This window comes from Enterobacter wuhouensis, from assembly GCF_035835995.1.
In the GTDB taxonomy this organism is placed as follows: Bacteria; Pseudomonadota; Gammaproteobacteria; order Enterobacterales; family Enterobacteriaceae; genus Enterobacter; species Enterobacter wuhouensis.
This window is the reverse complement of sequence record NZ_CP142124.1, coordinates 2,568,862-2,594,411: the sequence shown is the minus strand read 5'-3', so window position 1 is coordinate 2,594,411 and position 25,550 is coordinate 2,568,862. Positions and strand designations below refer to the sequence as shown.

The window sequence follows — 25,550 nt, the reverse complement described above, 5'->3', positions numbered from 1 at the left end:
TATTAAATCGAAGGGCCAGGATCTCGGCCCTTTTTATACCGAGGTATCACATGCTCTCACTGAGTAAATCCCTTATTGCCTGCCTGCTTTTTACTGCGGGTATTTCTGCTGCCAATGCAGGCGTGATCATCGGCGGGACGCGCATTATTTTTGACGGCAATAAAAGGGAATCCTCTATTAGCGTCAGTAACCCCGATACGACGCCATATTTAATTCAGTCGTGGATAGAAACACAGGCGGGCGGCAGTGAGAAAGCCCCGTTCATTATCACGCCGCCATTATATCGACTGGATAAAGATCAGAAAAACGTCGAGCGAATTATTTTAACCGGTTCGGTTCCGCAGGATAAAGAATCACTCTTCTGGCTAAATATTAAAGCTATTCCGTCAGGAGAGCGTAAAGACAACACCCTGCAAATTGCGGTGAAAACCAGAATTAAGCTTATCTATCGCCCGGCAGCGCTGAGCGGCGTCATTCCAGGAGAGCTTGCCGACAGGTTAACCTGGCAGTTCAGCGGGCGTCAGATTCAGGTGACCAACCCAACGAACGTGGTGATGAACTTCAATGAAATAAACGTCAACGGTAACAGGCTGGACGATGTTTCGTATGTATTACCTGGATCAACGGCGCGTTTTGATTTACCGAAAGGTATCACCGCGGGGACGGTGACCTTCAAAATAATTAACGACTACGGCGGCACCGGAAACGTACATAACGCCAGAATGTAATCCGCTCCAGGGTAAATGACGCCTGTTTCGTACGGATGGAGTAACGTTTTTATGATAAAAAATAAGCAGGTAATGTTTAAACCTGCACGCCTCGCTTTTTTGATTGCATTAGCGGCAGGAGCACTTTCACCTATCGCCCATGCGCGTGATTATTTTAACCCTGAACTGATTGAACTGGATAACCCGGCGATGAAGGGCGTGGATCTGTCGGCGTTTGAATCCGGCTCGCAGCTGCCAGGCAGCTATCGTGTAGACGTCATTATTGACGATCTCATTGTGGATACCCGTGAAATTGAATTTGACGCAGCAAAAGGCGCTGACGGTGAAGAGTCGCTACAGCCCTGTTTGAGCGTGTCGCAGCTGAAGCGCTGGGGGGTAAAAACCGAGCAATTCCCGGCGTTAGGCACGGACGATGGATGTGCGAAGCTGTCGGCAATCCCAAAGGCTTCTGCCGAGTTTTTGTTTACTACCCAGCGGCTGCTCCTCAGCATTCCGCAGGCCGCACTCTCGCCGCAGGTGCGCGGCTACGTGCCGCCGGAAATGTGGGATGAAGGAATAACCGCAGCCATGCTCAACTATAGTCTGAGCGGTTCAAACACCCGCGTGCAGAACGGGCGTGACAGCAATACGCAGTACGCCAACCTGCGCCCGGGGATTAACGTGGGGCCGTGGCGATTGCGCAATTACACCACCTGGAGTCGGGACGGAAACGGTAGCGACGCGTGGGATACGGTGTACACCTATGCCCAGCGGGCGATCGTCCCGCTTAAGGCGCAGCTCACCGCCGGGGACAGCTCCTCTCCGGCAGACGTGTTCGACAGCATGCCCTTTCGCGGTATGCAGCTGGCCTCTGATGACGACATGATGCCGGATTCGCTAAAAGGCTATGCGCCCGTGGTGCGCGGCATCGCCCGGAGCAACGCGCAGGTGATCATCCGCCAGAATGGCTATCAGATTTATCAACGCTACGTGGCTCCGGGCGCGTTTGAAATTACGGATCTGTTTCCTACCGGCGGAGCGGGGGATCTGGCCGTTACCGTCAAGGAGAGCGACGGCAGCGAGCAGCATTTCACCGTGGCCTTTGCGTCCCTACCGGTACTGCAGCGTGAAGGGCAGATTAAATACGCGGCGACGGGAGGCCAGTACCGCGCCTATAACAGTGAGGTAGAGAAAACCCCTTTCGGGCAGCTGACGGGAATTTACGGCCTGCCTCATGGACTGACGCTGTATGGCGGGGTACAGGGTTCCAGCAAGTATCAATCGCTGGCGCTGGGCGTAGGGAAAAATATGGGCGACCTGGGCGCATTCTCTACCGACGTTATACAGGCATGGTCAACGCCACAGAAGATGCCGAAAAGCCGCGGCCAGTCCTGGCGCATACGCTACAGCAAAAACTTTGTGGAGACGGGTACAAACTTTGCCATCGCCGGTTATCGCTATTCTACCAGCGGGTTTTACGGCATGCAGGAGGTGCTCGACTCTTACGGCGACAGCAATGCGTTACAGGATCGCCGTCGCAATCGTGCGGAGCTGACCATGAGTCAACATCTTGGCGAAAGCTACGGCACGGTGATGTTAAGCGCGATTCGTGAGAACTACTGGAATTCCGCTAAGACCCTGGCGTCTGTTAGCCTGGGATATAACAACGCCTGGAACAGCGTGAGCTACGGGATCGCTTACACCTACAGCAAAAACGGCAGTACCGACAGCAACGGCATGGTGATCCGCTATGATACCGATCGTCAGATTGCGTTAAACATCAGCGTACCGCTTGACGCCTTCTTGCCCCGCACCTGGGCCAGCTACGGCATGAACTCCAGCAGGAATGCCAGCACGACACATAGCCTGGGGCTGAATGGTACCGCGCTGGAAAACAATGCTCTGAGCTGGAGCGTACAGCAAAGCTACGGCACGGATGGCGTCGGTTATACGGGCAGCGTCAACGGCGATTACAAAGGAACCTATGGTGAGGCTTCGTTAGGGTATGGTTACGACAAGGAGAGCAACCGCCTGAACTACGGCCTTCAGGGAGCGGTTATGGCGCATGCCGACGGGGTAACACTTTCTCAGCCGCTGGGGGAAACCAACGTACTGGTAAATGCTCCCGGCGCGAAAGGGGTGAGCATTCAAAACCAGAGCGGGGCGAAAACGGACTGGCGCGGCTATACAACGGTCAGAGATCTTACGCCGTATCGGAAAAATAACGTGGCGCTGGCAACCGAAACGCTGCCGGAAGATGTTGAGCTGGAATTAACGGACAGGACCGTTATTCCCACCCGAGGCGCAATCGTGAAAGCGGATTATGTGGCGGATGTAGGGATGCGCGCATTATTAACGCTTACGCAGATGAATGGGCAGTCCGTGCCTTTCGGTGCCATTGTGACAGTAGAAAAGGGCGAAAAATCAAAAAGCTTTATTGTAGGCGATAGCGGCCAGGTGTTCATGTCAGGGTTAGAGCCGCAGGGGGCGTTATATGCGAAATGGGGCGACGAGCGTGCGCAGTCGTGTCGGGCAACGTTCACGCTTAATAAAGAAAATCTGCTGAATGGAATAGCATTATCAAAAATGGCGTGCGTATAACTTACTGGATTTGATATCCCTTTTAGCGCCTTTAAAATTCTCATTTCTTTACGGATGTTATTTTGATGATCAATAAATTTAAACTGAATAGGCTGTTAGGCTTATCGCTGATGCTGGTCGGGATTTATTCTTCAGCCTGTTTCGCAGGTTGCAGAATGTACTCATCAGTGAGGGGGGACGTTAATTTTGGAAATGTGTACGTGCAAAGGGACGTTGCGATAGGCAGCACGATAGCCTCGACAACCGTCAGGGCAACCGGATCGCGATTAGCGCACTGCGATCCTGGAGCGCAATATCTCAATATGGTGTATTTGGGCGGCGTGAAAACAGGGCTGCGGGATGTCTTTGCCACCAATATTACCGGGGTTGGTATCCGGGGCAAGGTATGGGGAAACTATCCGCTGTCCGTGCCCGCCTCAGCGCAGTACTCTGACGGTTCCACGAGCTTTTACGACAACTACACGCACCACTATGAGCTGGTAAAGGTGGGGGATATACGCTCCGGACAGTTATCTGGCGGCGAAATACTGCGAGTGACCTATGACGGCGGCGGCGTTGGCCTTGTCCATACGGTTACGCCCGCAACAGTAACGCAGCTTAGCTGCAGTATTTCAGGAAATAATATCAATTTTCCGATAGGGAATGTTCCGTTAGCGAATTTTAAAAATAGAATCGGCAGTAATCCGGAGGGATCTACAGTAATAAAAAATTTGCAGCTCAGCTGTGACCCGCAGGCCAATATCCATATCACCATGCGGGGCGCGCAAAATCCCGATGTTTACGACAGCAGCGTATTAGCGTTAACGGGACAGGGTAATAATGATGTTGCAAGTGGCGTTGGTGTGCAATTGCTCTATCACAATATACCGCTGACGTTTAATGAGCGCATTCATCTAAAACGATCCGGGGGCGGGCAGGAGATGTTACCTATTACCGCTCGTTATTATCAAACAAGAGAGTCGGTTTCTGCAGGGAAAGCTAATGCATCAGCGACCCTGGACCTGACCTACCAATAACCATAAGGAAATAAAAATGGCGAAATTATCCATTATCGCTTTGGCGACGCTCGGCTTAATGATGGCAAACAGCAAGATAGTTGCGGCTGATACGGTCAATCTGAATATTACCGGAAACGTGGTTTCCGCGCCGTGCATCGTGAACGGTGGATCGGGGAATATTAATGTCAATCTGGGCGATATTCAGGCGAGCACGCTGGCAGAGGCTTATTCTGCTTCTACGGTGGTTCCATTTGATATCAGATTATCAAATTGCCCGAATGGAATATCAAGAGTAGAAGCAACCTTTACAGGCACCAGCGATCCGGTGGCCGGAACCAGTTTTTACAAGAGCACCGGTACGGCCGGTAACGTGGCGGTAGCATTACTCACGGCGAGCACCGGCACGCTTAAGGGCAACGGAACGACAAGTATTATGCATGTACAAACCGACCGTACTGCCTCATTACCCATGCACGCCAAGGCATACTCACGCATGGGTGGGGCCAGTGCGGGCACCATCAGATCCGTGGTGACGCTGGGCTTTACCTATCAGTAAGCATTGTTCAAGGCGAGTAGGTTGATTCAAATAAAAAAAGCCCGTCAGAGAACGGGCGAAATAAGCAAATGATTTATTGATTCGTTACCTGCCATCAAGGAAGCTAACGACGCGTATTCTATGCGTCTGGCATAATTGCGGATAGCTGACAAATTCGGTAGGTGAAACAAGGCATTAAACGTGCGTTACGGGGCATCAATGGTCGGGTAAATACTGTTTTCCAGATAGGCGACCAGATACCAAATCTCACCGCTGAAGATAAACCAGAAGCCGAATATAATAAGGCTTGAAATGATTATGATGAGTATAATTTCTGTTTTTCCCATCGCAGATATTACCCACCCTGATTCTGTTTATCCAAGGTGGGCATTGTAGCGAGGGTTTTTAAGACACACCAGTTTTATGCTGCCAGCACTTTATTGCGTCCGTCATTCTTGGCGCGATACAGCGCATCATCCACCCGCTTGAACAGCTCATCGATGCTTTCCCCCTGATTGTGCCGCGCCACGCCGATACTAACCGTGAATCTGGGTAAGCCTGGAATGGTGATATGGGCGACGGCGGCGCGAAGGGTTTCGGCAATCTGCATGGCGGTTTCGAGCGAGGTTCGCGGCAACAGGATCACAAACTCTTCGCCGCCCCAGCGAAAGACAACATCGTCTTTACGACTGCAGGCTTCGAGCATACGCGCCAGAGAGATGAGCACTTCATCCCCCTTCAGATGGCCAAAGGCGTCGTTTATGTTTTTGAAGCGATCGGTATCCACCAGCAGCAGGCTAAACTGCTGCTGCGCAGGAAGGTGAGACGGGTTGGTCTGCTCCGTGATGGTATAGAACTGACGGCGGTTGAGCAGACCCGTCATCGAATCCCGCTGCGCGGCGTATTCCAGCTCTTGCTCCAGGCGCTTTTGCTCGGTGATATCGTGAATGATGCACAGCATCAGTTTGTCACCGTAAATTTCGATGGGCCCCGCATAGGTCTGCACGTGACGGGTTGAGCCATCAGCCAGGCGGTGAATGAAATTAAGAGGTTTATGCCCGCCCGGCAGCGCGGCGATTTCGGTCATCACCGGCAAAATATCCCGGCCGAGAGCGTTTATCTCCCAGGTATGCCTGGCGCACATGTCATCGTGGGAATAGCCGTAAAAGTTAAGTGCCGCCACGTTTGCATCGACAATTTGGCCGTCCCGCGCCGGGTCGATTAAGAGCATCGGCGCGCTATTGGTCAGGAAAAATCGAGCATAAAATCCCTGTTTTTTGCGCTGATAGGTTGCGGACCGGCTGGCTTTGAGACCGGACAGGGCGGGTTGAGGAAGCCCTTCAAAAACGATGACCTCGCCAAACGGTTCGTAGTGGGCCAGGGACAGGCGGCAACTCAGGGTCGAGTGCTGCTGATTGCGCCAGACGGTCCAGATCTCGATAATTTCCTGATCGGTTTTTAGCTCTGAAACATACATTGACAGCTGCTGTTGCGCGTTCGCGGAATAGATGCCTTTGCGCATCTCATCAAGCGATTTATCCTGCATAATCTCAGCGGCAGCCGCGTTGGCAAAAATAATATGTTCAGAAGCAGCTGAAATCAGCCACACGGGAGTTTTAATAAAGTTAAGCGCATCAAAACTGTATTGCGACATAGGGAATTCCTGTACATCGGCACAGCGTGCCTGACGATCGCGGTGGAACTGACTCGCGTAGACTCCTCTGAAACATACTCCACTCAATGACATCAGGCATGATTTTTTTGTGAAACAAAGGGGGTATCCGTATTTATTTTCCCGATGGGGATAATTTGTTTATCCGAATTCTTCTGCAGCAGCAGCCACGGAACCTGCTCGGCAGGCAACGGGCGAGAGAACAGAAATCCCTGCAGATAATCGCAGCCAAGGTCGGTGAGTACGGCCTGCTGCTCTTCTGTCTCGATCCCCTCGGCAACGATACTCATCTCCATCGTTCTTGCGATATGAATGATGGTTTCAACCAGCTTGCGGCTTTTTTCATTTTCCAGCATTGAGCTGACAAAGCTTTTGTCGATCTTCAGCTCTTTCGCCGGTAGCACGCTGAGCATCAGCAGGTTGGAATAGCCCGTACCAAAATCATCAATAGAAACCGTTATCCCGGCCTGATTGAACGCATTCAAAAGCTCAATGCTGCGGTCGAGGTTTTTAAGCGCAGTGCTCTCGGTGACTTCGAGGATAAGGCGGGAGGGGGAGAGATCATATTTTTGCAGCATTGACGAGACGATAGTAAAGATATCCGGCTGTTCAAACTGAATCGGGGATAGGTTAAAGGACAGCGTCCACTGGCTGAATCCTTGTTCAGTCCAGAAGTGAAGCTGCCGACAGGCTGCCTCAATCGCCCAGTTTCCAACGGGAATAATCAGCCCCGTTTGCTCCAGCGACGGAATGAACAGGTTGGGGAGTAAAACGCCTTGCTCAGGGTGCCGCCAGCGCAGAAGCGCTTCAAAGCCGTGGATAGTCTTTTGCCCGGCGTACCAGGTAGGCTGATACCACAGCTCAAACTGATCGCGCTCAAGCGCCTGAGACAGCTCCTGCAGGAAACCGGGTTTTGCCGGGACGGCGGTCGACATCTCAGGACGGTAAATCGCCCAGCCGTTGCGTCCTTCCTCTTTAACATGGTGCATGGCCGCGTCGGCCTTCAGCTTCAGCTCATGCAGCGTTTCGCCATGCTGAGGGTAGAGGCTTACCCCGGCGCTGATCGTGCTGTTTAGCGCATGCCCGCAGAGTGAAAGCGGGCGGCGCATATCTTCAAGCAATGCTGAAAGAAGGGCATTTAGCCTCTCGTCATCGCACTCGGGCACCAGCAGGATGAAGGCGTCGGCCCCCAGCCTTGCCAGCGTCATTTCGCGGGTTAATCTGGCGGTGATCCGCTGGGCAAGCGTGATTAACAGCTCGTCGCCGACGTGGTGGCCCCAGGTATCATTGACGCGTTTGAAGTGGTCGACATCGAGAAAAATGACGGCAAACTGCTTTTTGCTGAGGAGCGCGCTGTGCAGGCAGTCCTGCATGCGGATATCCATCTGGTGGCGATTGGCAAGGCCTGTAAGCGCATCGAAACGCGCCTGCAGTTCCAGCTGGCCGTTGAGCTGACGAAGATTTTCGGTTAACCGATTGGTGCGCCAATGTGAATCAACGAGTGAGATAATGAGCATAATGCCGAGCAGGCACAGCGTTGTTACCGATACCCATAAAGACAATCCAGATTCGCTGACGCCGCCGGACATTGTGTGTTCCATTTCCCCAAACTGCGCGGCGCTCATCCCCGTGTAATGCATTGCGCAAATGGCCGCGCCCATGACCAGAGACGCAATGATGCGGTTTACAAAGATGCCCTTGCGCTTATCCCGCAGATGAAATGCCAGCCACAGCGCCGCGCCGGACGCGATCGCCGCGATCGCGATAGACAACGCAACGATGCGGCGATCCCAGACGATGCTGCCATTAAGCAGTAATGCGGTCATCCCCACGTAGTGCATGGACACGACGCCGGCGCTGAGGATCAGCGTGGCAAAGAGCAGTCGAAAACGAGAAAGGGATTTACCCGATACGGCGATGTTGATGGCGAGGGTAGAGGCCAAAACGGAGATACCCAGCGAGGCGAGGGTGAGCCACAGGTCATAGCTCATCATCACAGGCATCTTCATCGACAGCATACCAATGAAATGCATCGACCAAATCCCTATCCCCAGCGTACATCCCCCGGCAATACGCCAGAATATTGCCGCTTTACGGCTGGAAAGGGGAATTTTCCCAGCGCTGTCTAATGCCACAAACGAAGCAATAAAGGCCACCAGATAGGAGAGGGCTATTAACACAGGGTCCCACGACACGTTGAGCATTATGCAATCCCACGCCAAAAAAAGGTTACGCATTTCGCCTGCCGGGCATCTCTTTCATCTGGCAAAGGACATGCACGTTCAAACAATATTAGTTATTTATCGTGAAAAACGACCAGTCATATTAAAATTTTAGCGTTAATAAAGAATATAAAATATATCATCGTTATTAACGTATTAAGTATTGCTAAACAACGGCGAAGAATTGCAGCAACACTCCTTAAATATGCGGGCGAACGGTCTTTCTCACCTGAGGCGATGGTATCGCTTAAGTCGGGGTGAGGCCAGTATCGCAGCAGTCCAGGGCTAACTTTCTTACCAATACGCGCGTTTGCTCTGACCTAAGCTAAATTGCAGATATCTAACGGCGAAACTAAAAACCAGCGCGGTTCGTGAGGACAAATAATCTGGCTGGTGCTATAAACGTTAATGCCGACTATAATATAAAGTTGTGGGAATAATCATGCTAAGAAATATTAGTGTCAGGACATTCATTATCTATTTCCTTTTATGTGTTTTTTTGGTAAATGCAGGTGTGGTGGCGTTATTATCAACCCAATCTACGCTCTTTATTTCAGTTAATATCATCAATATCATTGCCTTATTTTTGTTATGGACCTACATGACAAAATATCTTGTGACGCCGATCAATACTGTGAAAAAAAGTATTGAAGAAGTGACATCCGGCAATCTTGCGGTATCGATCCCCGAGTTTGGCAATAACTGCGCGGGGCGATTGATTCCCGGCATTAATAGCTTGTCCAGCAGCATTGCCACGCTGGTTCGGGAGATCAGAGCTTCGTCGCAGAATGCCATGACCCTGTCAGAGCAGCTTTCGGCGCGCAGCGCACAGCTCTCGGTGAAAACAGAGCAGCAATCCGCGTCGCTGATTGAAACCGCGGCCAGCATGGAACAGATGGCGGCAAGCACAAAAAATACCGCCGATAACTCGCGCCTGGCCAGCGAGCAGGCCAACGTGGCAACGCTTCAGGCGAGAAAAGGCGGGGAGCTAATGGGTCAGGTTGCGACCAATATGGAGTCAATTACTGAATGTGCTCAGCAAATGACGGAAATTATCTCGCTGATTGACGGAATTGCCTTCCAGACCAATATTCTCGCGCTGAATGCGGCCGTTGAGGCAGCCAGAGCGGGCGATCACGGCAAAGGGTTCTCGGTGGTGGCAGAAGAGGTGAGAAATCTCGCACACCGGAGTGCCGAAGCCGCAAAGAATATTAAAACATTAATTGAAGTGACCAGCAGCAACGTCACCCAGGGCGTGACCGTAGTGTCTGAAGCTGAAAAAAACATGCGTGAAATTGTGGCCGGCTCCGGCAACGTCAGCCGACTGATGGATGACATTTCCGCATCGACCTCCGAGCAGGAAAAAGGGATTTCGCAAATCACGCTGGCACTGTCCGAGCTGGAACGCGTCACTCAGAGCAACGTGGCGATGGCAGAGGAGCTGAACGGGTCCTCTGACGTTTTGCGCAATCAGGTCATTGAACTTCAGGCCCGGACGCGGAATTTCAGGCTTGAGCAAGGTTACTCATCACTGGCGGAGGAGCGTTCCTTGCCGGTCCGCCAGCGGCACGAGCACCTGGTGTGATAAGAATATTAAGCCTGGTACGCCAGGCTTTTTTATACCTCGATCCAGCGATTGCGCCCTTGCTGTTTTGCCGAGTACAGCGCTTTGTCGGCCTGGGCGATGACGGCCTGCGCGGTTTGACCAGGCTGCCAGACCGTTAACCCCTGGCTCACCGTGACGGTATCGCTCACCGGGGAAAGGGCGTGTTCAAGGGCTTTCGCCCGCAGCGCACGAGAGATGCTTTCGGCGGTGGTTTGCAGCAGATGGGCATCAGCATCAGGGAGTAATACGACAAACTCCTCGCCGCCGACACGGCCCACGGTGCCGCGGTGATCCTGAGTGGCGGATTCAAGAATTCTGGCGATCGTGACCAGACAGCTGTCACCATTCTGATGGCCGTAGCGGTCGTTATAAAGTTTAAAGTGATCGACATCCAGCATGATCAATCCAAAACCTTTGCCATCGCGCTCATGGCGGGCGATCTCCTGATCCAACCGCGCCTTGATGGTTCGGCGGTTCGCTATACCGGTTAAGGGATCTTTGCTCGCAAGCATGCTTAACTGGTTAATCAGATCGGCGTTTTCCTGCTCGCGACGTAGCGCCAAAATAAACCAGCTGTTAAGAATACGCCTGCCGGATTCGATTAATCCCGCCAGCAAAACCCACTGTAATGCGCTCAGAACGGTGAGCTGGGCCGGATGGAACAACGTTGCAACCAGAATGGTTAACCACACCGGAAGTATAAAACTCAATAGCACCTTCGGATCGAAGTAGAGAGAGATCAGCGCGGTAAACAGCAGGAGAGCGGCAAAGGGGAAAACGATGCGGATATCTTCGCTGTTGATCAGAATATAAAAGCAGGTTGCCCAGCAAAAACTCAAGCCAACGACGATGCCTTTTGCCAGCCTCCCCAGCCAGGAGGCGTTTTGTAAGGGGGCCATGCGCAGTATAAAAAGCACTGCGGCAGAGAGCATCAAAACGATAACCATCATGGTTTCCATCAGCCCTGCGGGATGAAGTGGATTGGTTAAGGTTTCGTGCGTAGCGAAAAAACGGCGGCCCAGTATGAACAGCGAAAAGAGGATGTTCACCCACAGGAACCAGCCCATGCTGGTTTTTATCGCAATGGCTCGCATTTCAGCCAGGCGTACATCGAATGCTGCACAGCTCTTTGTTAGCGTCACTCACTTACCTCAGTAAACATTTAGATCACATCGACAGCATTTCATTAACTCTATCCGATCGCCTGCGGCTGTCTACTGGAACCTGTGTGAAAACGTCTAATTCATGAGCTATTTCAGCGCGATGCGGGACAAATTTGTTGCTTAACCCAGGACGAAAGCTAGACTGACAACGAAAGAGATGAAAAGGTGGAGGCCTTGTGGAGAGCATTAAAGGATCGGAACTCAACGTTCCTGACGCTGTGTTTGCGACGGTGTTCGATGGCCGCGGCGGCGCACGGCCGCTGGAAAACAGCGATGAGATTGATAACGAGCATCCATGCTGGCTACACCTCAACTATACCCATGCGGATAGCGCTGACTGGCTGGCGTCGACGCCGCTCCTGCCGAACAACGTTCGCGACGCGCTGGCGGGGGAAAGCCTGCGCCCGCGCGTGAGCAGAATGGGCGACGGCACGCTGATCACGCTGCGCTGTATTAATGGCAGCACGGACGAGCGCCCGGATCAGCTGGTGGCGATGCGCGTGTACATGGATGAACGGCTGATTGTGTCTACGCGCCAGCGTAAGGTGCTGGCGCTGGATGACGTGGTAAACGATCTGAAAGAGGGCACCGGGCCGACCGACTGCGGAAGCTGGCTGGTGGATGTCTGTGATGCACTCACCGATCATGCGAGCGAGTTTATCGAAGAGCTGCACGATAAAATTATCGATCTTGAGGATAACCTGCTCGATCAGCAAATCCCACCGCGCGGTTTTCTCGCCTTGCTGCGCAAGCAGCTGATAGTGATGCGTCGCTATATGACGCCGCAGCGCGACGTCTACGCCCGCCTTGCCAGCGAACGTCTTAGCTGGATGAATGACGATCAGCGCCGCAGAATGCAGGATATTGCCGACCGGCTGGGACGCGGCCTGGATGAGATTGATTCCTGTATCGCCAGAACGGCGGTGATGGCAGATGAAATTGCCCAGGTGATGCAGGAGTCGCTGGCGAGACGAACCTACACGATGTCGCTAATGGCAATGGTGTTCTTACCCAGCACCTTCCTGACAGGGCTCTTTGGCGTCAACCTCGGCGGTATACCCGGCGGAGCCTATCACTACGGCTTTACCGCTTTTTGCGTAATGTTAGTTGTTTTGATTGGCGGTGTTGCGTGGTGGTTGCATCGCAGTAAATGGCTGTAAATTTACACTTTTTCGTGGTTTTACGGGGTTCAAAACGCTCTTTTAATTGAGCGAAGTCAATAAACATCTACCCCGTAAGGTGCAATATTACTCCCGCAGGTGAATGCAACGTCAAGCGATGGGCGTTGCGCTCCATATTGTCTTACTTCCTTTTTTTGAATTACTGCATAGCACAATTGATTCGTACGACGCCGACTTTATAGTCGGCTTTTTTTTGCCTCCTGTTCGTCAGCGACTACCCTAAAAGGGAGAGCGCCTAAACCTGGAGGCAAAGATGAGCATTCCACTCACTCTTCGACAGCGAAATTCAATTCCCGTTGGCCCAGAACCCAACGATCCCGTCCCGATGCCGGACCCTATCCCGCGTCCCCAGCCGATGCCCGACCCGCCGCCGGATGAAGAACCGATTAAAATGTCGCATCAAACCTCGAGATCTGCGAGGATACGCGCCATCTGACCGCAAAGATGACCACGAGAGACGATTGTGACCGCTTTTTCTACCCTGAATGTTCTGCCCGCTGCCCAGCTCGATAACCTCAACGAGTTGGGATACCTCACTATGACCCCTGTGCAGGCGGCCGCGCTGCCGGCCATCCTTGAAGGCCGGGATGTACGGGTACAGGCAAAAACGGGCAGTGGGAAAACTGCGGCATTCGGCCTCGGGCTGCTGCAGCATATTGATGCTGCGCTGTTCCAGACCCAGTCTCTGATCCTCTGTCCAACCCGCGAGCTGGCGGACCAGGTCGCAGGCGAGCTGCGTCGTCTGGCGCGTTTCCTGCCGAACACCAAAATTCTTACGCTTTGCGGTGGACAACCGTTCGGCGCACAGCGTGATTCCCTGCAGCATGCTCCGCACATTATTGTGGCAACGCCGGGCCGCCTGCTGGATCACCTGCAAAAGGGCACCGTATCGCTTGATGCCCTGCAAACGCTGGTCATGGATGAAGCAGACCGTATGCTGGATATGGGCTTTAGCGATGCGATTGATGAAGTCATTCGTTTCGCGCCTGCCGATCGCCAGACGCTGCTGTTCTCTGCGACCTGGCCAGAAGCCATCGCGGCAATCAGCGGTCGGGTGCAAAAAAATCCGCTCACCATTGAAATCGATACCGTTGACGCGCTGCCCGCCATCGAACAGCAGTTCTTTGAAACTTCGCAGCAGGGAAAAATTACGCTTCTGCAGAAGCTGCTCAGCCAGCATCAGCCGGCCTCGTGCGTGGTGTTCTGCAATACCAAAAAAGATTGTCAGGCGGTATGCGATGCGCTGAACGATGCCGGGCAGAGCGCGTTGTCTTTGCACGGCGATCTGGAACAGCGCGACCGCGATCAGACCCTGGTGCGCTTTGCCAACGGCAGCGCCCGCGTGCTGGTGGCAACCGACGTTGCCGCGCGTGGCCTGGATATCAAATCCCTGGAGCTGGTGGTGAACTACGAGCTGGCATGGGACCCGGAAGTACACGTCCACCGTATAGGCCGTACCGCGCGTGCGGGCAACAGCGGTCTTGCGATTAGCTTCTGCGCGCCGGAAGAGGCACAGCGTGCCAATATTCTGTCTGAAATGCTGCAGATAAAGCTGAACTGGATGAATGCCCCTGGCAATGTGAGCATCGTTCCGCTGGACGCCGAAATGGCGACGCTGTGCATCGACGGCGGTAAAAAGGCCAAGATGCGTCCGGGTGATGTCTTAGGTGCGCTGACCGGGGATATTGGTCTGGACGGGGCGGATATCGGCAAGATTGCGGTGCATCCTGCGCATGTCTATGTGGCGGTACGCCAGTCGGTGGCGCACAAAGCATGGAAGCAGCTGCAAAGCGGCAAGATTAAGGGTAAAACCTGCCGCGTTCGCCTGCTGAAATAATAAAAATTGCGTCTCAGAAGCCGCTTCTGAGACGCTGCTTTATCACTTCACTTCCACCACGTTCAGACGCAGTTCTTCTAGCTGATTCTCATCTTCTTCCGGCTGCCAGCCCGCCGGCTGCATCGGGATCTCTTCACGATCGAATGCCAGATCGCCGCCGTTCACCACTTCTGAATCGTGGTTAATGCCTTTGAAATCGAAAAGCTCAATGTCCGCCAGGTGGGAAGGCACCACGTTTTGCATGGCGCTGAACATGGTTTCGATGCGGCCCGGATAGCGTTTATCCCAGTCACGCAGCATATCGCCAATCACCTGACGCTGCAGGTTTGGCTGCGAACCGCACAGGTTGCATGGAATGATCGGGAACTCTTTAGCCTGGGAAAAACGTTCGATATCTTTCTCACGGCAGTAGGCGAGCGGGCGGATCACAATGTGTTTGCCGTCGTCGCTCATCAGCTTCGGAGGCATACCCTTCATTTTGCCGCCGTAGAACATGTTCAGGAACAGCGTTTGCAGAATATCGTCACGGTGGTGTCCGAGCGCAATTTTGGTCGCGCCCAGCTCCGTCGCGGTACGGTAGAGGATGCCGCGGCGCAGACGCGAGCAGAGAGAGCAGGTGGTTTTCCCCTCTGGGATCTTCTCTTTCACAATACCGTACGTATTTTCTTCGACGATCTTGTACTCTACGCCAAGCTTTTCCAGGTACTCTGGAAGAATGTGCTCCGGGAAACCCGGCTGTTTCTGGTCAAGGTTAACCGCCACCAGAGAAAAATTCACCGGTGCGCTTTGCTGAAGATTACGCAGGATCTCCAGCATGGTGTAGCTGTCCTTACCCCCTGAGAGGCAGACCATAATGCGATCGCCTTCTTCAATCATGTTGAAGTCCGCAATGGCTTCGCCGACGTTACGGCGCAGGCGCTTTTGCAGCTTGTTCAGGTTGTACTGTTCTTTTTTGTTAATCTCTTGATTTTGCGACATTTATAATTTACTCAAATCTCAAAGGGGGCACCGGTGGGGCAAAAATGGCCATCAGGGCACCAGCATCGCATTATGGTACGGATTGCGGCGGCGAATACCAGCACGTTTTACAATACTGCTGCTAATCTTTTCAGTGGCACAAGGGAGCTATGAAATGAAGAACAAAGACGAACAAACAGGGTTGGTTGGGCTGGCGATCGGTGCTGCGGTCATTGGTCTGGTTTCATCGCAGGAAACCATTAACCGCGAAAGCATTGTCGCTGAACTAAGACGGCTTGGCAGGCAGAAGGGGGATGGGGTGGAGGATGAGGTTTTTGTTAAGGCCGCTGAACTGGTAAGTAAAGGGGTGTAACCATGGCAGAGATCCGTAACGCGCAATGTCATTGCGGGGCAGTAGCCTTTACGGTTGAGCTAACCGACGGGCTCAATACGGCGCGGCGCTGCAGCTGTTCTTTTTGTCGGATGCGGGGGGCAGTGGTGGTTTCCGCGCCGTTAACGGGCATCACCGTGACCAAAGGCCAGGACAAACTGACCGAGTACCGTTTTAACACGGGAACGGCGCGGCACTTCTTCTGTTCGGTCTGCGGGATTTACACGTTCCACCAGAGGCGCTCTAACCCTGATCAGTACGGGGTTAACGTCGCCTGCTTCGAAAATGTCACTCCGTTCGATTTCCCGGAGGTGGCGGTGATGGACGGCGTTAACCACCCTGCGGATGGCGACAGCGGCGTATTTGGCTATCTGTCGTTTCGACGGAAAGACGACGATTAGTCGGCATCCAGCGCGTTTAAGAGAACGCCCAGATGATGAACAATACCGCCAAAATCAAAGATTAGTGCAATCCAGATGCAGCCTAAAAGGGCAAGCAGAGTCAGTGAAACGCGGGTAAACACGCAAATATCCTTATATGCATTCAACGTTGTATTTCACTGTACCCTGATTTCCTTAAACTTGCCCTTAACAACCCCGTCGTAGAAGCGGCCTTTTGAGACAACGCTCAAAAAATCAGTAAAAATGCGGGGCGGAACGGACTGATACCGCAGCGTGGTGCGGTTGCGAAAGCGAACTTCAAGCGTGGCGCTGGGTTCATCGTAGGCAACAGAGGCAATGCGCGATGATATGACAGGGTGATGAACCATGGTGTTAGGCCTCGTATCGCGTATAACAAGAGCCTTATCATCTATCATGACGGTTGCGGTATGCAAGCTGAAAGTAATATATGCTTTACCGTTAAATATAAAAGAGTTAGCCCGCAAAATTTTGCGGGCTATTGCGATTAGAACTGGTAAACCAGGCCTAAGGCTACGATATCATCAGTGCCGATACCGTTATTTTTGTAGAAGCTGTCATCTTCGTCCAGCAGGTTGATTTTATAATCAACATAGGTGGACATGTTTTTGTTGAAATAGTAGGTTGCGCCAACGTCAGCGTATTTAACCAGATCCTTATCACCTTCGCCGTTACCCAGATCTTTGCCTTTTGACTGCAGGTAAGAAATAGCCGGGCGCAGACCGAAGTCGAACTGGTACTGTGCGGTTACTTCGAAGTTCTGGGTTTTATTGGCAACGGCGTATTTCTTGTCACCGTATGGCGTCATGTTGCGGGTTTCGGAATACATGGTCGCCAGATAAACGTTGTTAGCATCGTATTTCAGACCTGCGGTCCACGCATCCGCTTTATCACCGCCAGCAGTGGTACGCGTCACCTGGTCGTTGGTACGGTCAGAAGAGGCGTAAGCCGCACCTGCGCTGAAGCCCATGCCAATGTCGTAAGTGGTGGAGATACCGAAGCCGTCGCCGTTTTCATGACGGGTATCGCGACCGTTGTTGGTGCCTTCCTGGTTATTGTTGCCGGACTCGTTATTGCCCTGATACTGCAGCGCAAAGTTCAGACCCTGCACCAGACCGTAGAAGTCGGTATTACGGTAGGTTGCCACGCCGTTAGCACGGCCGGTCATAAAGTTATCGGCATAGGTATAGGAGTCGCCGCCGAACTCCGGCAGCATATCGGTCCAGCCTTCTACGTCGTACAGCACGCCGTAGTTTCGACCATAGTCGAATGAACCGTAATCGCCCACTTTCACCCCTGCGAACGCCAGACGAGTCCAGGACTGGTTGTCAGAACCTTCGGTGTTGTTCGCCTGAATGTTGTATTCCCACTGCGCGTAGCCGGTCATCATGTCATTAATCTGGGTTTCGCCTTTGAAGCCCAAACGCATATAGGTCTGATCGCCATCTTTAGAGGAATCATCAGAGAAGTAATGCAGGCCATCTACTTTTCCGTACAGATCCAGTTTATTACCGTCTTTGTTATAAATTTCTGCAGCGTGTGCAGCGCCAGCCATTAAGATAGCCGGAATCATGAGAGCCAGTACTTTTCTTTGCATTATGATATTCCTTTGCGGTTGTTTTTATTTAATTACGTATTGAACTTTCCGAATGGGAAAGATGTCTCATGCTAAATCACTACCGTAAGGAGTAATAAAGTATAATTGTTACTAACTAAGTAAATTCTAAACCGAATAATGCAAAGGAAATGATGATTAGTTTGATGAATGAATTAACAGGAAATATACAAAATAAAAATTATTAATTTCTCCCTAAAGACGGTACGCTTTGCGCCGTTATATGCCTTTAAGATTTCTTCATCCATAATTCGTGTGAATATAATTCGCGTTATTAACGCTATATTCATTGATGGTTTGGATTAGCCCGATGTCAATTCATCGGGCTTTTTTTATGCAAAAAAATGCCCGGACAGGCCGGGCATGAAAATTACTCGCTGGTCGATTTTTCAGCTTTCCCGGCCATCTGGGCGAGGAAGTCATAGCGCTTTTGCAGATCCGCAGCGGCATCTTTCCACAGCTGCTCGGCCACTTCAGGCTGCTGGGCATTGAGGCGGCGGAAGCGCTGCTCCTGCATTAACGTCTCGGCAAGGGCATCTGACGGCGGGCGCGAATCAAGCGCCAGCGGTAATTTACCTTCATAGGCACGACGCGGGTCGAAGCGGTACAGCGGCCAGAAGCCGGTAGCCGTCAACTGGCGCATCTGATCGTGGCTCAGCGCGAGATCGTAACCGTGCTCTTCGCAAGGGCTGTAGGCGATGATCAGCGAAGGCCCCGGATAGGCCTCGGCCTCCTGGATCGCTTTCACCGTCTGGTTAAGCTGTGCGCCCAGCGAAATTTGTGCAACGTAAACGTGACCGTACATCATCATGCTCACGCCGAGGTCCTTACGTGCCTTGCGCTTGCCGTGTTCGCCAAACTTCGTGACGGCGCCCAGCGGCGTGGCTTTCGACGCCTGACCACCGGTATTGGAATAGCACTGGGTATCAAGCACCAGGATGTTAACGTTCTCGGTCAGGCTTAATACGTGATCCAGCCCGCCAAATCCGATGTCGTAGGCCCATCCGTCGCCACCAATCAGCCAGATCGATTTCTCGACCAGGGCATCGGCGTCGGTCAGCAGCTGTTCAGCGCCTTCCACGCCGTGCAGGGCAGCACGCAGCTCGGCGACCTGTTCGCGACGCACCTCAGGCGTGGCTTCAGCGTGCAGCGCGTCGTTCAGCGCCGCTGGGATTTTATCGGCAAACTGTTCCAGCAGGCGCATCACGCGCGCGCGGTGCTGGTCGACGGTAAGACGGAAGCCCAGACCAAACTCGGCGTTATCCTCAAACAGTGAGTTAGCCCATGCCGGACCGCGTCCGTTTGCATCCGTGGTGTACGGCGTGGACGGCAGGTTGCCCCCGTAGATTGAAGAGCAGCCGGTCGCGTTAGCAATCAGCATGCGGTCGCCGTAAAGCTGCGTCAGCAGCTTGATATACGGCGTTTCACCGCACCCAGAGCAGGCGCCAGAGTACTCAAACAGCGGCGTAATCAGCTGCGAGGTACGGATATCAATTCGCTCCAGCTTACTGCGGTCGATCTCCGGTAAGCCGAGGAAGAAGTCATAGTTCACTTTTTCTTCTTCAACGTGCTCAAGGCGAGACATCATGTTGATGGCTTTGATTTCCGGGTTCTGACGATCTTTCGCCGGGCATACCTCTACGCACAGATTACAGCCGGTGCAATCCTCAGGGGCGACCTGGAGAACGTATTTTTGCCCGCGCATATCGCGGGATTTTACGTCCAGCGAGTGCAGGCTGGCCGGTGCGGTTTCCATCTCTTCTGGCGACACCACTTTTGCACGAATGGCCGAGTGAGGACAGGCCGCCACGCAATGGTTGCACTGGGTGCACAGCTCCTCTTTCCAGATAGGGATCTCTTCGGCGATGTTGCGCTTTTCCCAGCGCGTGGTGCCCACCGGCCAGGTGCCGTCCGGCGGCAGCGCAGAGACGGGCAGGGCGTCACCCAGTCCGGCGAGCATGGCTGCCGTAACGGTCTTAACAAAATCAGGTGCAGCATCCGATACCACCGGCGGGCGGTTCGGGCTGGCGGCATTCACCTGCTGCAGCGGCACCTCGAATACTGACTCGCGCGCCAGGGCCAGCGCCTGCCAGTTACGCTCAACCAGCTCCTTACCTTTGCTGCTGTAGCTTTTGGCTATCGCACCCTGCAGTTCCATCAGCGCGCTGTCGCCGGGCAGAATATGGGTCAGGTGGAAGAAGGCCATCTGCATAACGGTATTGATACGGGCGGCAAGGCCGCATTCGCGGGCGATTTTCGCCGCGTTAATCACAAACAGACGGGCTTTTTTCTGGTTTAGCACCGCCTGCACGTCCTGCGGCAGGCGCCCCCAGACCTCGTCCGCGCCGTACGGCGTATTGATCAGGAAAATACCGCCGGGCTTCAGCCGCTCGGCCATCTGGTATTTGTCGATAAACTGCAGCTGGTGACAACCAACAAAATCGGCCTGCGAAATCAGATACGCCGAGCGAATGGGGTGTTCGCTGACGCGCAGGTGCGAGACGGTCAGGCCGCCTGCTTTTTTGGAGTCGTAGACGAAGTATCCCTGGGCATACCACGGCGTTGAATTACCGATAATCTTGATGTTGTTCTTGGTTGCCGAAACGCTGCCGTCGCTGCCCAGACCATAGAACAGCGCTTCGAGTTTGGCCGTCGACGGCAGGGTGTTCTCCGGTAGTGGCAGGGAGAGGTTGGTGACGTCATCGTAAATACCCACCGTAAAGCGCGGTTTTGGCTTCGCTGCGCTCAGCTCACTAAACACCGCCAGCACGCAGTCCGGGCCAAACTCTTTTGATGACAGGCCATAACGCCCGCCAATGACGCGCGGCAGGGTTTCGCGTTCGCCGCTGTTGAAGGCTTCTGCCAGGGCGGTCATGACGTCCAGATACAGGGGCTCCGCGTGGGCGCCCGGCTCTTTGGTGCGATCGAGCACCGCGACGGCGCGCGCGCTTTCCGGCAGTACCGAGAGCAGATGTCCGGCAGAAAACGGGCGATAAAGACGCACTTTCAGCACGCCGACTTTTTCACCGCGCATCAGCAGCTCGTCCACGACCTCTTCACAGGTGCCAATGGCCGAACCCATCAGCACAATGACGCGTTCTGCCTGCGGGTGTCCGTAGTATTCAAAGGGCTTGTACTCGCGCCCGGTCGCCGCGCCGAAATCATTCATCGCCTGCTCGACATGGTCGTAAACGGCGTTGTACCAGGGATTCGTCGCTTCGCGGGACTGGAAGTACGTATCCGGGTTGGCGGATGTTCCACGGATAACCGGATGCTCAGGGTTCAGGGCGCGCGCACGATGTGCGTCAATGTCCGCCTGCGGCAGCAGATTAAGGATCGTGTCGTCTGCCAGCGGGACGATTTTATTGATTTCGTGAGAGGTGCGGAAACCATCGAAGAAGTGAATGAACGGAACCCGGCTTTTCAGCGTCGCGATATGCGAAATAAGCGCAAAGTCCTGGGCTTCCTGAACGCTGCTGGCGCAGAGCATGGCGCAGCCTGTCTGACGGACGGCCATCACATCCGAATGATCGCCAAAAATAGAGAGGGCGTGGGTGGCAACGGTTCGGGCCGCAACGTGCAGCACGAACGGCGTGAGCTGCCCCGCCAGCTTGTACAGCGTCGGGATCATCAGCAGCAATCCCTGCGACGAGGTGAACGACGTGGAGAGGGCACCGGTCTGCAGCGCACCGTGTACTGCCGCGATCGCGCCCGCTTCGGACTGCATTTCAACCACGCGTGGGACATCACCCCAGACGTTTTTTAAGCCATTCCCGGCCCAGGCGTCCGCCTGCTCGGCCATCGTAGAACTTGGCGTAATTGGGTAGATGGCGATAACTTCGCTGGTGCGGAACGCGACTGAGGCGACTGCACCATTACCGTCAATAGTTTGCATAGGACGACACCCTTACATTGCGCAAAAAAGAGGGGGCTGAAATAGCTCAACAGACCCTGAATATTATTTCTCTATTTTAGCAAAGCTGGGGTTTAACGATTTTCGCTTTTGTGTCCTTGATATTCTCGCTATCAATGAGTAGATCAAACTATTGGCGGAAAAATTGCGAGAAATTGTTTCTGGAGCGCATAAATACGCACTTCCGCTCTCGACGGCTCGGGACATGATGCCTATTATGCATAGGTTTCGCTTTATTTATGGGGAAGAGAGTATGCGTTCAGCGTTTTGGGTAGGGTGTGCCGCGTTATTATTATCGGCATGTAGCAACGAGCCTGTTCAGCAGGCAACGGCGGCGCACGTCACGCCGGGTATGAAGGCGGCGATGTCCAATTCGGGACAGGCTAACTGCGCGATGATCGGTGGTTCACTGTCCGTTGCCCGCCAGCTTGACGGCTCCGCCATCGGCATGTGCGCCTTGCCAAACGGCAAACGCTGCAGCGAACAGTCGCTTGCCGTTGGAAGCTGCGGTAACTACTGATTACTCTGCGCGTTTAAACGTCAGCGTTTTGTCTGCCGTCGCCAGCGTCAGCTGATCTTCAGTCAGGTCGACCTGCGCGCCTTTGCGCAGCATGTCGCCGATATTGCGATCCAGCTCGTTAAGCTTTGCGTCGGTACAGAGTTTACGGGTCATCGCCAGCGTTTTGACTTTGAGCTCCCCTTCGGACAATTTCCCCTGTCCGTTGAAGCTATTACACATCGCGCCTGAAACCGTAATGTTGTTTACCAGGCTAATGTCCGGCAGGGCACTAAAGCCGATCTCGGGTTGCGCTGCCGCGCCCTTCACCGTTTTGCCATCCACGCTTTCCAGCACAAACCGGTGGTTCTGAAGCTGCTCCGGTTGTACAGACGCTTTGCCTGGATTGACGCAGCCGCTGAGGACAAAACTCATAACAGTTAACGCAACACGCTTTTTCATTTTTCTTCTCAGACTATAAATACTGTGAATCTGTTGTAAGTGTAACGATACTCTGCGATGAATTAATGGGGTTTATCTGAAAGTGCGGGGTCCTCATCCGGGCAACGTCGTCGCTGCCCGGACGCGGGCCTAGTGGGATTTAAACCCTGCCGCCGCCATGAGCATCCGAAAGAGCATACTCACGCACGCCAGCGCCAGCACGCTGCCGCCCCAGATAATGACCAGCCACATCAGGCGTTTCCAGACAGGTTGTTGCATCAGTGATAACCCTCCCCATGCTGAACTTTTCCGCGAAAAACGTAATAACTCCAGAAGGTATAGACCAGAATTACCGGAATGATTAATAACGCGCCCACCAGCATAAAGCCCTGGCTTTGCGTCGGCGCTGCAGCCTGCCACAGTGTGATTGACGGCGGGATGATATGCGGCCAGATGCTGATCCCCAGCCCGCCAAACCCGAGGAATATCAGCCCCAGCGAAAGAACGAAGGGGAGAGTGTGGCTCTCGGGATTGTTCAGGCTTCGCCACTGGCACAGGCTCAGCAACACCACCAGGACAGGAACGGGCAGCAGATAAAAGAGATTTGGCAGCGTGAACCAGCGCTCGGCGATTGCCGGTTGCGCCAGCGGCGTCCACAGGCTAATTGCCGCGATAAACAGCAGCAGGACGATCAGCAGGGTTTTCGATACCTGGCGCATCCGCACCTGCAGGCTATTTTCACTTTTCATTACCAGCCACGTGGCACCCAGGAGTGCATATGCCACAACAAGCCCCGCGCCGCAGAAAAGGTTAAATACGGTTAACCAGTCAAACGGGCCGCCGCTGTACGCGCGGCCCGTGACGGCGAAACCGTTAATCACAGCCCCCACCGTGATGCCCTGCGTGAAGGTAGCTAGGATCGACCCGCCAATGAAGGCTTTATCCCAGAAGGGACGGTGGGCCGGCGTGGCTTTAAAGCGAAACTCAAACGCTACTCCGCGGAAGATAAGCCCGATCAGCATTAACGTCAGCGGGATGGTCAGCGCGTCGACGATCACCGCGTAGGCCAGCGGAAAGGCGCCGAAGAGCGCCGCGCCGCCCAGCACCAGCCAGGTTTCATTTCCGTCCCAGACGGGGGCGACGCTGTTGACCATCACGTTGCGATCGTCGGCGTTCTGCGTTGCCGGGAACAGAATGCCAATCCCCAGATCAAAGCCGTCCATCACGATATACATCAGCGTGGCGAAGACGATAATGACAAACCAGATAATGGAAAGATCGATACCCATTATGGCTGCTCCTTATGTTCAGTTGTGACGGCAGAAAGCGGGCGCGCGGGACGTCCGTCGGACTCGGTGGCGAATGATTCATGCGGCTGCGGGCCTTTTCGGATGAGGCGAACCATATAGCTGTAGCCCACGCCGAATACCGAGGTATAGACGACGAAGAAGGCCAGTAAACTCACGCTCATGTGCAAATCGCCATGGGCGGAAACGGCATCCCTGGATCTCTGAAGCCCGTAGACGACCCAGGGCTGACGGCCTACCTCGGTGGTGATCCATCCGGCCAGGATGGCAATTAATCCGGACGGCCCCATCAGGAGGGCAAACCACAGGAACGGTCGCGAGGTATACATTCGCTTTCTGTAGCGCAGCCAGAGCGCCGCAACGCCCAGAAGCAGCATCAGCATGCCTAAGCCCGCCATGATACGGAACGACCAGAAGACGATGGTAGAGTTGGGACGATCCTCCTTCGGGAATTCCGTCAGTGCCGGGACCTGCTTATCGAGACTGTGCGTCAGGATCAGGCTACCCAGCGCCGGGATCGCCAGGCCAAAACGGGTGCGTTCCTGTTCCATATCCGGCCAGCCAAACAGCAGCAGCGGCGTAGGTTCACCCGGCGGGTTTTCCCAATGGCCTTCTATGGCGGCAATTTTTGCGGGCTGGTGCTTTAAGGTGTTCAACCCGTGCATATCGCCAACTATGGCCTGGATGGGGGCGACAATCAGGGTCATCCACAGCGCCATTGAGAACATGGCGCGAACGGCTGGCGTCGTATTGCCCCGCAGCAGATGCCAGGCGGCGGAAGCGCCGACAAACAGGGCGCTGCTCAGGAACGCCGCAATCGACATGTGCAGCAGGCGATAAGGGAAGGAAGGGTTAAAGACCACGGCAAACCAGTCCACCGGCACCACCTGACCGTTGACGATCTCATAGCCTTGCGGGGTCTGCATCCAGCTATTTGAGGAGAGGATCCAGAAGGTGGAGATGATTGTCCCCAGCGCCACCATGCAGGTCGCAAAGAAGTGCAGCCCGGGTCCGACCTTATTCCAGCCAAACAGCATGACCCCGAGGAAACCCGCCTCAAGGAAGAACGCGGTAAGCACTTCATAGGTCAACAGCGGCCCGGTGATACTGCCCGCAAACTGCGAAAATCCGCTCCAGTTGGTGCCAAACTGGTAGGCCATCACCAGGCCGGACACCACGCCCATGCCGAAGTTAACGGCGAAAATCTTCGACCAGAAATGGTACAGCGAGCGCCAGACCGGATTTTTTGTTTTCAGCCACAGACCTTCCAGCACGGCGAGATAGCTCGCCAGCCCGATGGTGATCGCGGGGAAAATAATGTGAAAGGATACGGTAAAGGCAAACTGTATCCGCGCGAGATGAAAAGCATCTAAACCAAACATGCACAGCCTCAATGTCAAACGGTGTACTGTTATGGTATAGGGCCGGAAAGGGGACTATCAGACGCAGAAAAGGATTTTTTATGTATAACAGTTATCTAAAATCCGGT

At 53.8% G+C, this 25,550-nt stretch carries 24 protein-coding genes; 11 read left to right on the top strand and 13 right to left on the bottom strand.

Annotated elements, in window-relative coordinates:
* The first annotated feature begins 50 nt into the window (after nt 1-50).
* The 4 genes from VPX56_RS12485 (at nt 51) to VPX56_RS12470 (ending at nt 4,862) form a co-directional block, all read left to right on the top strand.
* Nucleotides 51-728 (top strand): fimbrial biogenesis chaperone, encoded by a 678-nt coding sequence (locus tag VPX56_RS12485; protein ID WP_326466645.1) that lies wholly within the window; start codon nt 51-53, stop codon nt 726-728.
* Between the two features lie 72 nt (nt 729-800).
* Nucleotides 801-3,308 carry a fimbria/pilus outer membrane usher protein gene (locus VPX56_RS12480; protein ID WP_326466643.1) on the top strand — a complete coding sequence of 836 codons (2,508 nt, stop codon included), beginning with the start codon at nt 801-803 and terminating at the stop codon, nt 3,306-3,308.
* A gap of 65 nt (nt 3,309-3,373) precedes the next feature.
* A complete protein-coding gene (locus VPX56_RS12475) occupies nt 3,374-4,324 on the top strand; it encodes a fimbrial protein (protein ID WP_326472049.1) in 951 nt (316 codons plus the stop codon).
* A 16-nt stretch (nt 4,325-4,340) separates the two neighbouring features.
* A complete protein-coding gene (locus tag VPX56_RS12470; protein WP_326466641.1) occupies nt 4,341-4,862 on the top strand; it encodes a fimbrial protein in 522 nt (173 codons plus the stop codon).
* Between the two features lie 185 nt (nt 4,863-5,047).
* Here VPX56_RS12470 and VPX56_RS12465 read toward each other — a convergent pair whose 3' ends face one another.
* The 3 genes from VPX56_RS12465 to VPX56_RS12455 all read right to left on the bottom strand — a co-directional run bounded on the left by VPX56_RS12465 (nt 5,048) and on the right by VPX56_RS12455 (nt 8,717).
* A complete protein-coding gene (locus VPX56_RS12465) occupies nt 5,048-5,188 on the bottom strand; it encodes an Ecr family regulatory small membrane protein (protein WP_263609572.1) in 141 nt (46 codons plus the stop codon).
* A 74-nt stretch (nt 5,189-5,262) separates the two neighbouring features.
* Nucleotides 5,263-6,495, bottom strand: coding sequence for a sensor domain-containing diguanylate cyclase (locus tag VPX56_RS12460; RefSeq protein ID WP_326466638.1), 1,233 nt, complete (start codon nt 6,493-6,495; stop codon nt 5,263-5,265).
* Nucleotides 6,496-6,587: 92 nt separating this feature from the next.
* Nucleotides 6,588-8,717, bottom strand: coding sequence for a putative bifunctional diguanylate cyclase/phosphodiesterase (locus VPX56_RS12455; RefSeq protein WP_326466636.1), 2,130 nt, complete (start codon nt 8,715-8,717; stop codon nt 6,588-6,590).
* Between the two features lie 460 nt (nt 8,718-9,177).
* Between VPX56_RS12455 and VPX56_RS12450 the strand changes: the two genes are divergently transcribed.
* Nucleotides 9,178-10,320, top strand: a complete 1,143-nt coding sequence (locus tag VPX56_RS12450) for a methyl-accepting chemotaxis protein (RefSeq protein WP_326466634.1) — start codon at nt 9,178-9,180, stop codon at nt 10,318-10,320.
* Nucleotides 10,321-10,352: 32 nt separating this feature from the next.
* On the opposite strand, the gene VPX56_RS12445 is transcribed toward VPX56_RS12450, so the two are convergent.
* A complete protein-coding gene (locus VPX56_RS12445; RefSeq protein ID WP_326466632.1) occupies nt 10,353-11,483 on the bottom strand; it encodes a GGDEF domain-containing protein in 1,131 nt (376 codons plus the stop codon).
* Between the two features lie 197 nt (nt 11,484-11,680).
* Here VPX56_RS12445 and zntB point away from each other — a divergent pair, with 197 nt between their 5' ends.
* The 3 genes from zntB (at nt 11,681) to dbpA (ending at nt 14,522) form a co-directional block, all read left to right on the top strand.
* Nucleotides 11,681-12,664, top strand: a complete 984-nt coding sequence (gene zntB, locus VPX56_RS12440) for a zinc transporter ZntB (protein ID WP_131632486.1) — start codon at nt 11,681-11,683, stop codon at nt 12,662-12,664.
* A 274-nt stretch (nt 12,665-12,938) separates the two neighbouring features.
* Nucleotides 12,939-13,121, top strand: a complete 183-nt coding sequence (gene ynaL / locus VPX56_RS12435) for a proline-rich small protein YnaL (RefSeq protein WP_131632487.1) — start codon at nt 12,939-12,941, stop codon at nt 13,119-13,121.
* Nucleotides 13,122-13,148: 27 nt separating this feature from the next.
* A complete protein-coding gene (dbpA, locus tag VPX56_RS12430) occupies nt 13,149-14,522 on the top strand; it encodes an ATP-dependent RNA helicase DbpA (protein ID WP_326466628.1) in 1,374 nt (457 codons plus the stop codon).
* Nucleotides 14,523-14,564: 42 nt separating this feature from the next.
* Here dbpA and ttcA read toward each other — a convergent pair whose 3' ends face one another.
* Nucleotides 14,565-15,500, bottom strand: coding sequence for a tRNA 2-thiocytidine(32) synthetase TtcA (gene ttcA, locus VPX56_RS12425; RefSeq protein ID WP_131632489.1), 936 nt, complete (start codon nt 15,498-15,500; stop codon nt 14,565-14,567).
* 154 nt (nt 15,501-15,654) lie between these two features.
* Between ttcA and VPX56_RS12420 the strand changes: the two genes are divergently transcribed.
* Both VPX56_RS12420 and VPX56_RS12415 read left to right on the top strand, forming a co-directional pair.
* Entirely contained in the window at nt 15,655-15,852 is a 198-nt protein-coding gene (locus VPX56_RS12420) for a hypothetical protein (RefSeq protein ID WP_131632490.1), read from the top strand.
* A 2-nt stretch (nt 15,853-15,854) separates the two neighbouring features.
* A complete protein-coding gene (locus VPX56_RS12415; protein ID WP_326466625.1) occupies nt 15,855-16,271 on the top strand; it encodes a GFA family protein in 417 nt (138 codons plus the stop codon).
* Here the strand turns inward: VPX56_RS12415 and VPX56_RS12410 are convergent.
* The 4 genes from VPX56_RS12410 to nifJ form a co-directional block, all read right to left on the bottom strand.
* Nucleotides 16,268-16,393, bottom strand: coding sequence for a hypothetical protein (locus tag VPX56_RS12410; protein WP_263609578.1), 126 nt, complete (start codon nt 16,391-16,393; stop codon nt 16,268-16,270). The genes VPX56_RS12415 and VPX56_RS12410 overlap by 4 nt on opposite strands.
* 33 nt (nt 16,394-16,426) lie before the next feature.
* Nucleotides 16,427-16,639: a KTSC domain-containing protein gene (locus VPX56_RS12405; protein ID WP_131632492.1), complete on the bottom strand. Its 213-nt coding sequence runs from the start codon at nt 16,637-16,639 to the stop codon at nt 16,427-16,429.
* A gap of 137 nt (nt 16,640-16,776) precedes the next feature.
* The gene (gene ompC, locus VPX56_RS12400) at nt 16,777-17,886 is read right to left on the bottom strand and encodes a porin OmpC (RefSeq protein WP_131632493.1); all 1,110 of its coding nucleotides are present in this window, start codon (nt 17,884-17,886) and stop codon (nt 16,777-16,779) included.
* A 388-nt stretch (nt 17,887-18,274) separates the two neighbouring features.
* Nucleotides 18,275-21,799, bottom strand: a complete 3,525-nt coding sequence (gene nifJ / locus VPX56_RS12395; RefSeq protein WP_326466621.1) for a pyruvate:ferredoxin (flavodoxin) oxidoreductase — start codon at nt 21,797-21,799, stop codon at nt 18,275-18,277.
* A 271-nt stretch (nt 21,800-22,070) separates the two neighbouring features.
* On the opposite strand from nifJ, the gene VPX56_RS12390 reads away from it, so the two are divergent.
* Entirely contained in the window at nt 22,071-22,337 is a 267-nt protein-coding gene (locus VPX56_RS12390; protein WP_131632495.1) for a putative hemolysin, read from the top strand.
* On the opposite strand, the gene hslJ is transcribed toward VPX56_RS12390, so the two are convergent.
* The 4 genes from hslJ to VPX56_RS12370 all read right to left on the bottom strand — a co-directional run bounded on the left by hslJ (nt 22,338) and on the right by VPX56_RS12370 (nt 25,443).
* Entirely contained in the window at nt 22,338-22,775 is a 438-nt protein-coding gene (gene hslJ, locus VPX56_RS12385) for a heat shock protein HslJ (RefSeq protein WP_326466616.1), read from the bottom strand. It lies immediately after the preceding gene.
* A gap of 129 nt (nt 22,776-22,904) precedes the next feature.
* Complete coding sequence (locus tag VPX56_RS12380) at nt 22,905-23,033, bottom strand: DUF2474 domain-containing protein (protein WP_131632497.1); 129 nt, start codon at nt 23,031-23,033, stop codon at nt 22,905-22,907.
* Entirely contained in the window at nt 23,033-24,043 is a 1,011-nt protein-coding gene (cydB, locus tag VPX56_RS12375) for a cytochrome d ubiquinol oxidase subunit II (RefSeq protein ID WP_326466613.1), read from the bottom strand. The genes VPX56_RS12380 and cydB overlap by 1 nt, the downstream gene beginning before the upstream one ends.
* Nucleotides 24,043-25,443 carry a cytochrome ubiquinol oxidase subunit I gene (locus VPX56_RS12370; RefSeq protein WP_326466611.1) on the bottom strand — a complete coding sequence of 467 codons (1,401 nt, stop codon included), beginning with the start codon at nt 25,441-25,443 and terminating at the stop codon, nt 24,043-24,045. Before VPX56_RS12370 ends, cydB begins: the two co-directional genes overlap by 1 nt.
* Between the last annotated feature and the right edge of the window lie 107 nt (nt 25,444-25,550).

Coding starts and splice junctions, on each gene's coding strand:
- VPX56_RS12485 (WP_326466645.1), top strand. CDS start 51: ATGCTCTCACTGAGTAAATCCCTTATTGCCTGCCTGCTTTTTACTGCG.
- VPX56_RS12480 (WP_326466643.1), top strand. CDS start 801: ATGTTTAAACCTGCACGCCTCGCTTTTTTGATTGCATTAGCGGCAGGA.
- VPX56_RS12475 (WP_326472049.1), top strand. CDS start 3,374: ATGATCAATAAATTTAAACTGAATAGGCTGTTAGGCTTATCGCTGATG.
- VPX56_RS12470 (WP_326466641.1), top strand. CDS start 4,341: ATGGCGAAATTATCCATTATCGCTTTGGCGACGCTCGGCTTAATGATG.
- VPX56_RS12465 (WP_263609572.1), bottom strand. CDS start 5,188: ATGGGAAAAACAGAAATTATACTCATCATAATCATTTCAAGCCTTATT.
- VPX56_RS12460 (WP_326466638.1), bottom strand. CDS start 6,495: ATGTCGCAATACAGTTTTGATGCGCTTAACTTTATTAAAACTCCCGTG.
- VPX56_RS12455 (WP_326466636.1), bottom strand. CDS start 8,717: ATGCTCAACGTGTCGTGGGACCCTGTGTTAATAGCCCTCTCCTATCTG.
- VPX56_RS12450 (WP_326466634.1), top strand. CDS start 9,178: ATGCTAAGAAATATTAGTGTCAGGACATTCATTATCTATTTCCTTTTA.
- ynaL (WP_131632487.1), top strand. CDS start 12,939: ATGAGCATTCCACTCACTCTTCGACAGCGAAATTCAATTCCCGTTGGC.
- ttcA (WP_131632489.1), bottom strand. CDS start 15,500: ATGTCGCAAAATCAAGAGATTAACAAAAAAGAACAGTACAACCTGAAC.
- VPX56_RS12420 (WP_131632490.1), top strand. CDS start 15,655: ATGAAGAACAAAGACGAACAAACAGGGTTGGTTGGGCTGGCGATCGGT.
- VPX56_RS12415 (WP_326466625.1), top strand. CDS start 15,855: ATGGCAGAGATCCGTAACGCGCAATGTCATTGCGGGGCAGTAGCCTTT.
- VPX56_RS12405 (WP_131632492.1), bottom strand. CDS start 16,639: ATGGTTCATCACCCTGTCATATCATCGCGCATTGCCTCTGTTGCCTAC.
- ompC (WP_131632493.1), bottom strand. CDS start 17,886: ATGCAAAGAAAAGTACTGGCTCTCATGATTCCGGCTATCTTAATGGCT.
- nifJ (WP_326466621.1), bottom strand. CDS start 21,799: ATGCAAACTATTGACGGTAATGGTGCAGTCGCCTCAGTCGCGTTCCGC.
- VPX56_RS12390 (WP_131632495.1), top strand. CDS start 22,071: ATGCGTTCAGCGTTTTGGGTAGGGTGTGCCGCGTTATTATTATCGGCA.
- hslJ (WP_326466616.1), bottom strand. CDS start 22,775: ATGAAAAAGCGTGTTGCGTTAACTGTTATGAGTTTTGTCCTCAGCGGC.
- VPX56_RS12380 (WP_131632497.1), bottom strand. CDS start 23,033: ATGCAACAACCTGTCTGGAAACGCCTGATGTGGCTGGTCATTATCTGG.
- cydB (WP_326466613.1), bottom strand. CDS start 24,043: ATGGGTATCGATCTTTCCATTATCTGGTTTGTCATTATCGTCTTCGCC.
- VPX56_RS12370 (WP_326466611.1), bottom strand. CDS start 25,443: ATGTTTGGTTTAGATGCTTTTCATCTCGCGCGGATACAGTTTGCCTTT.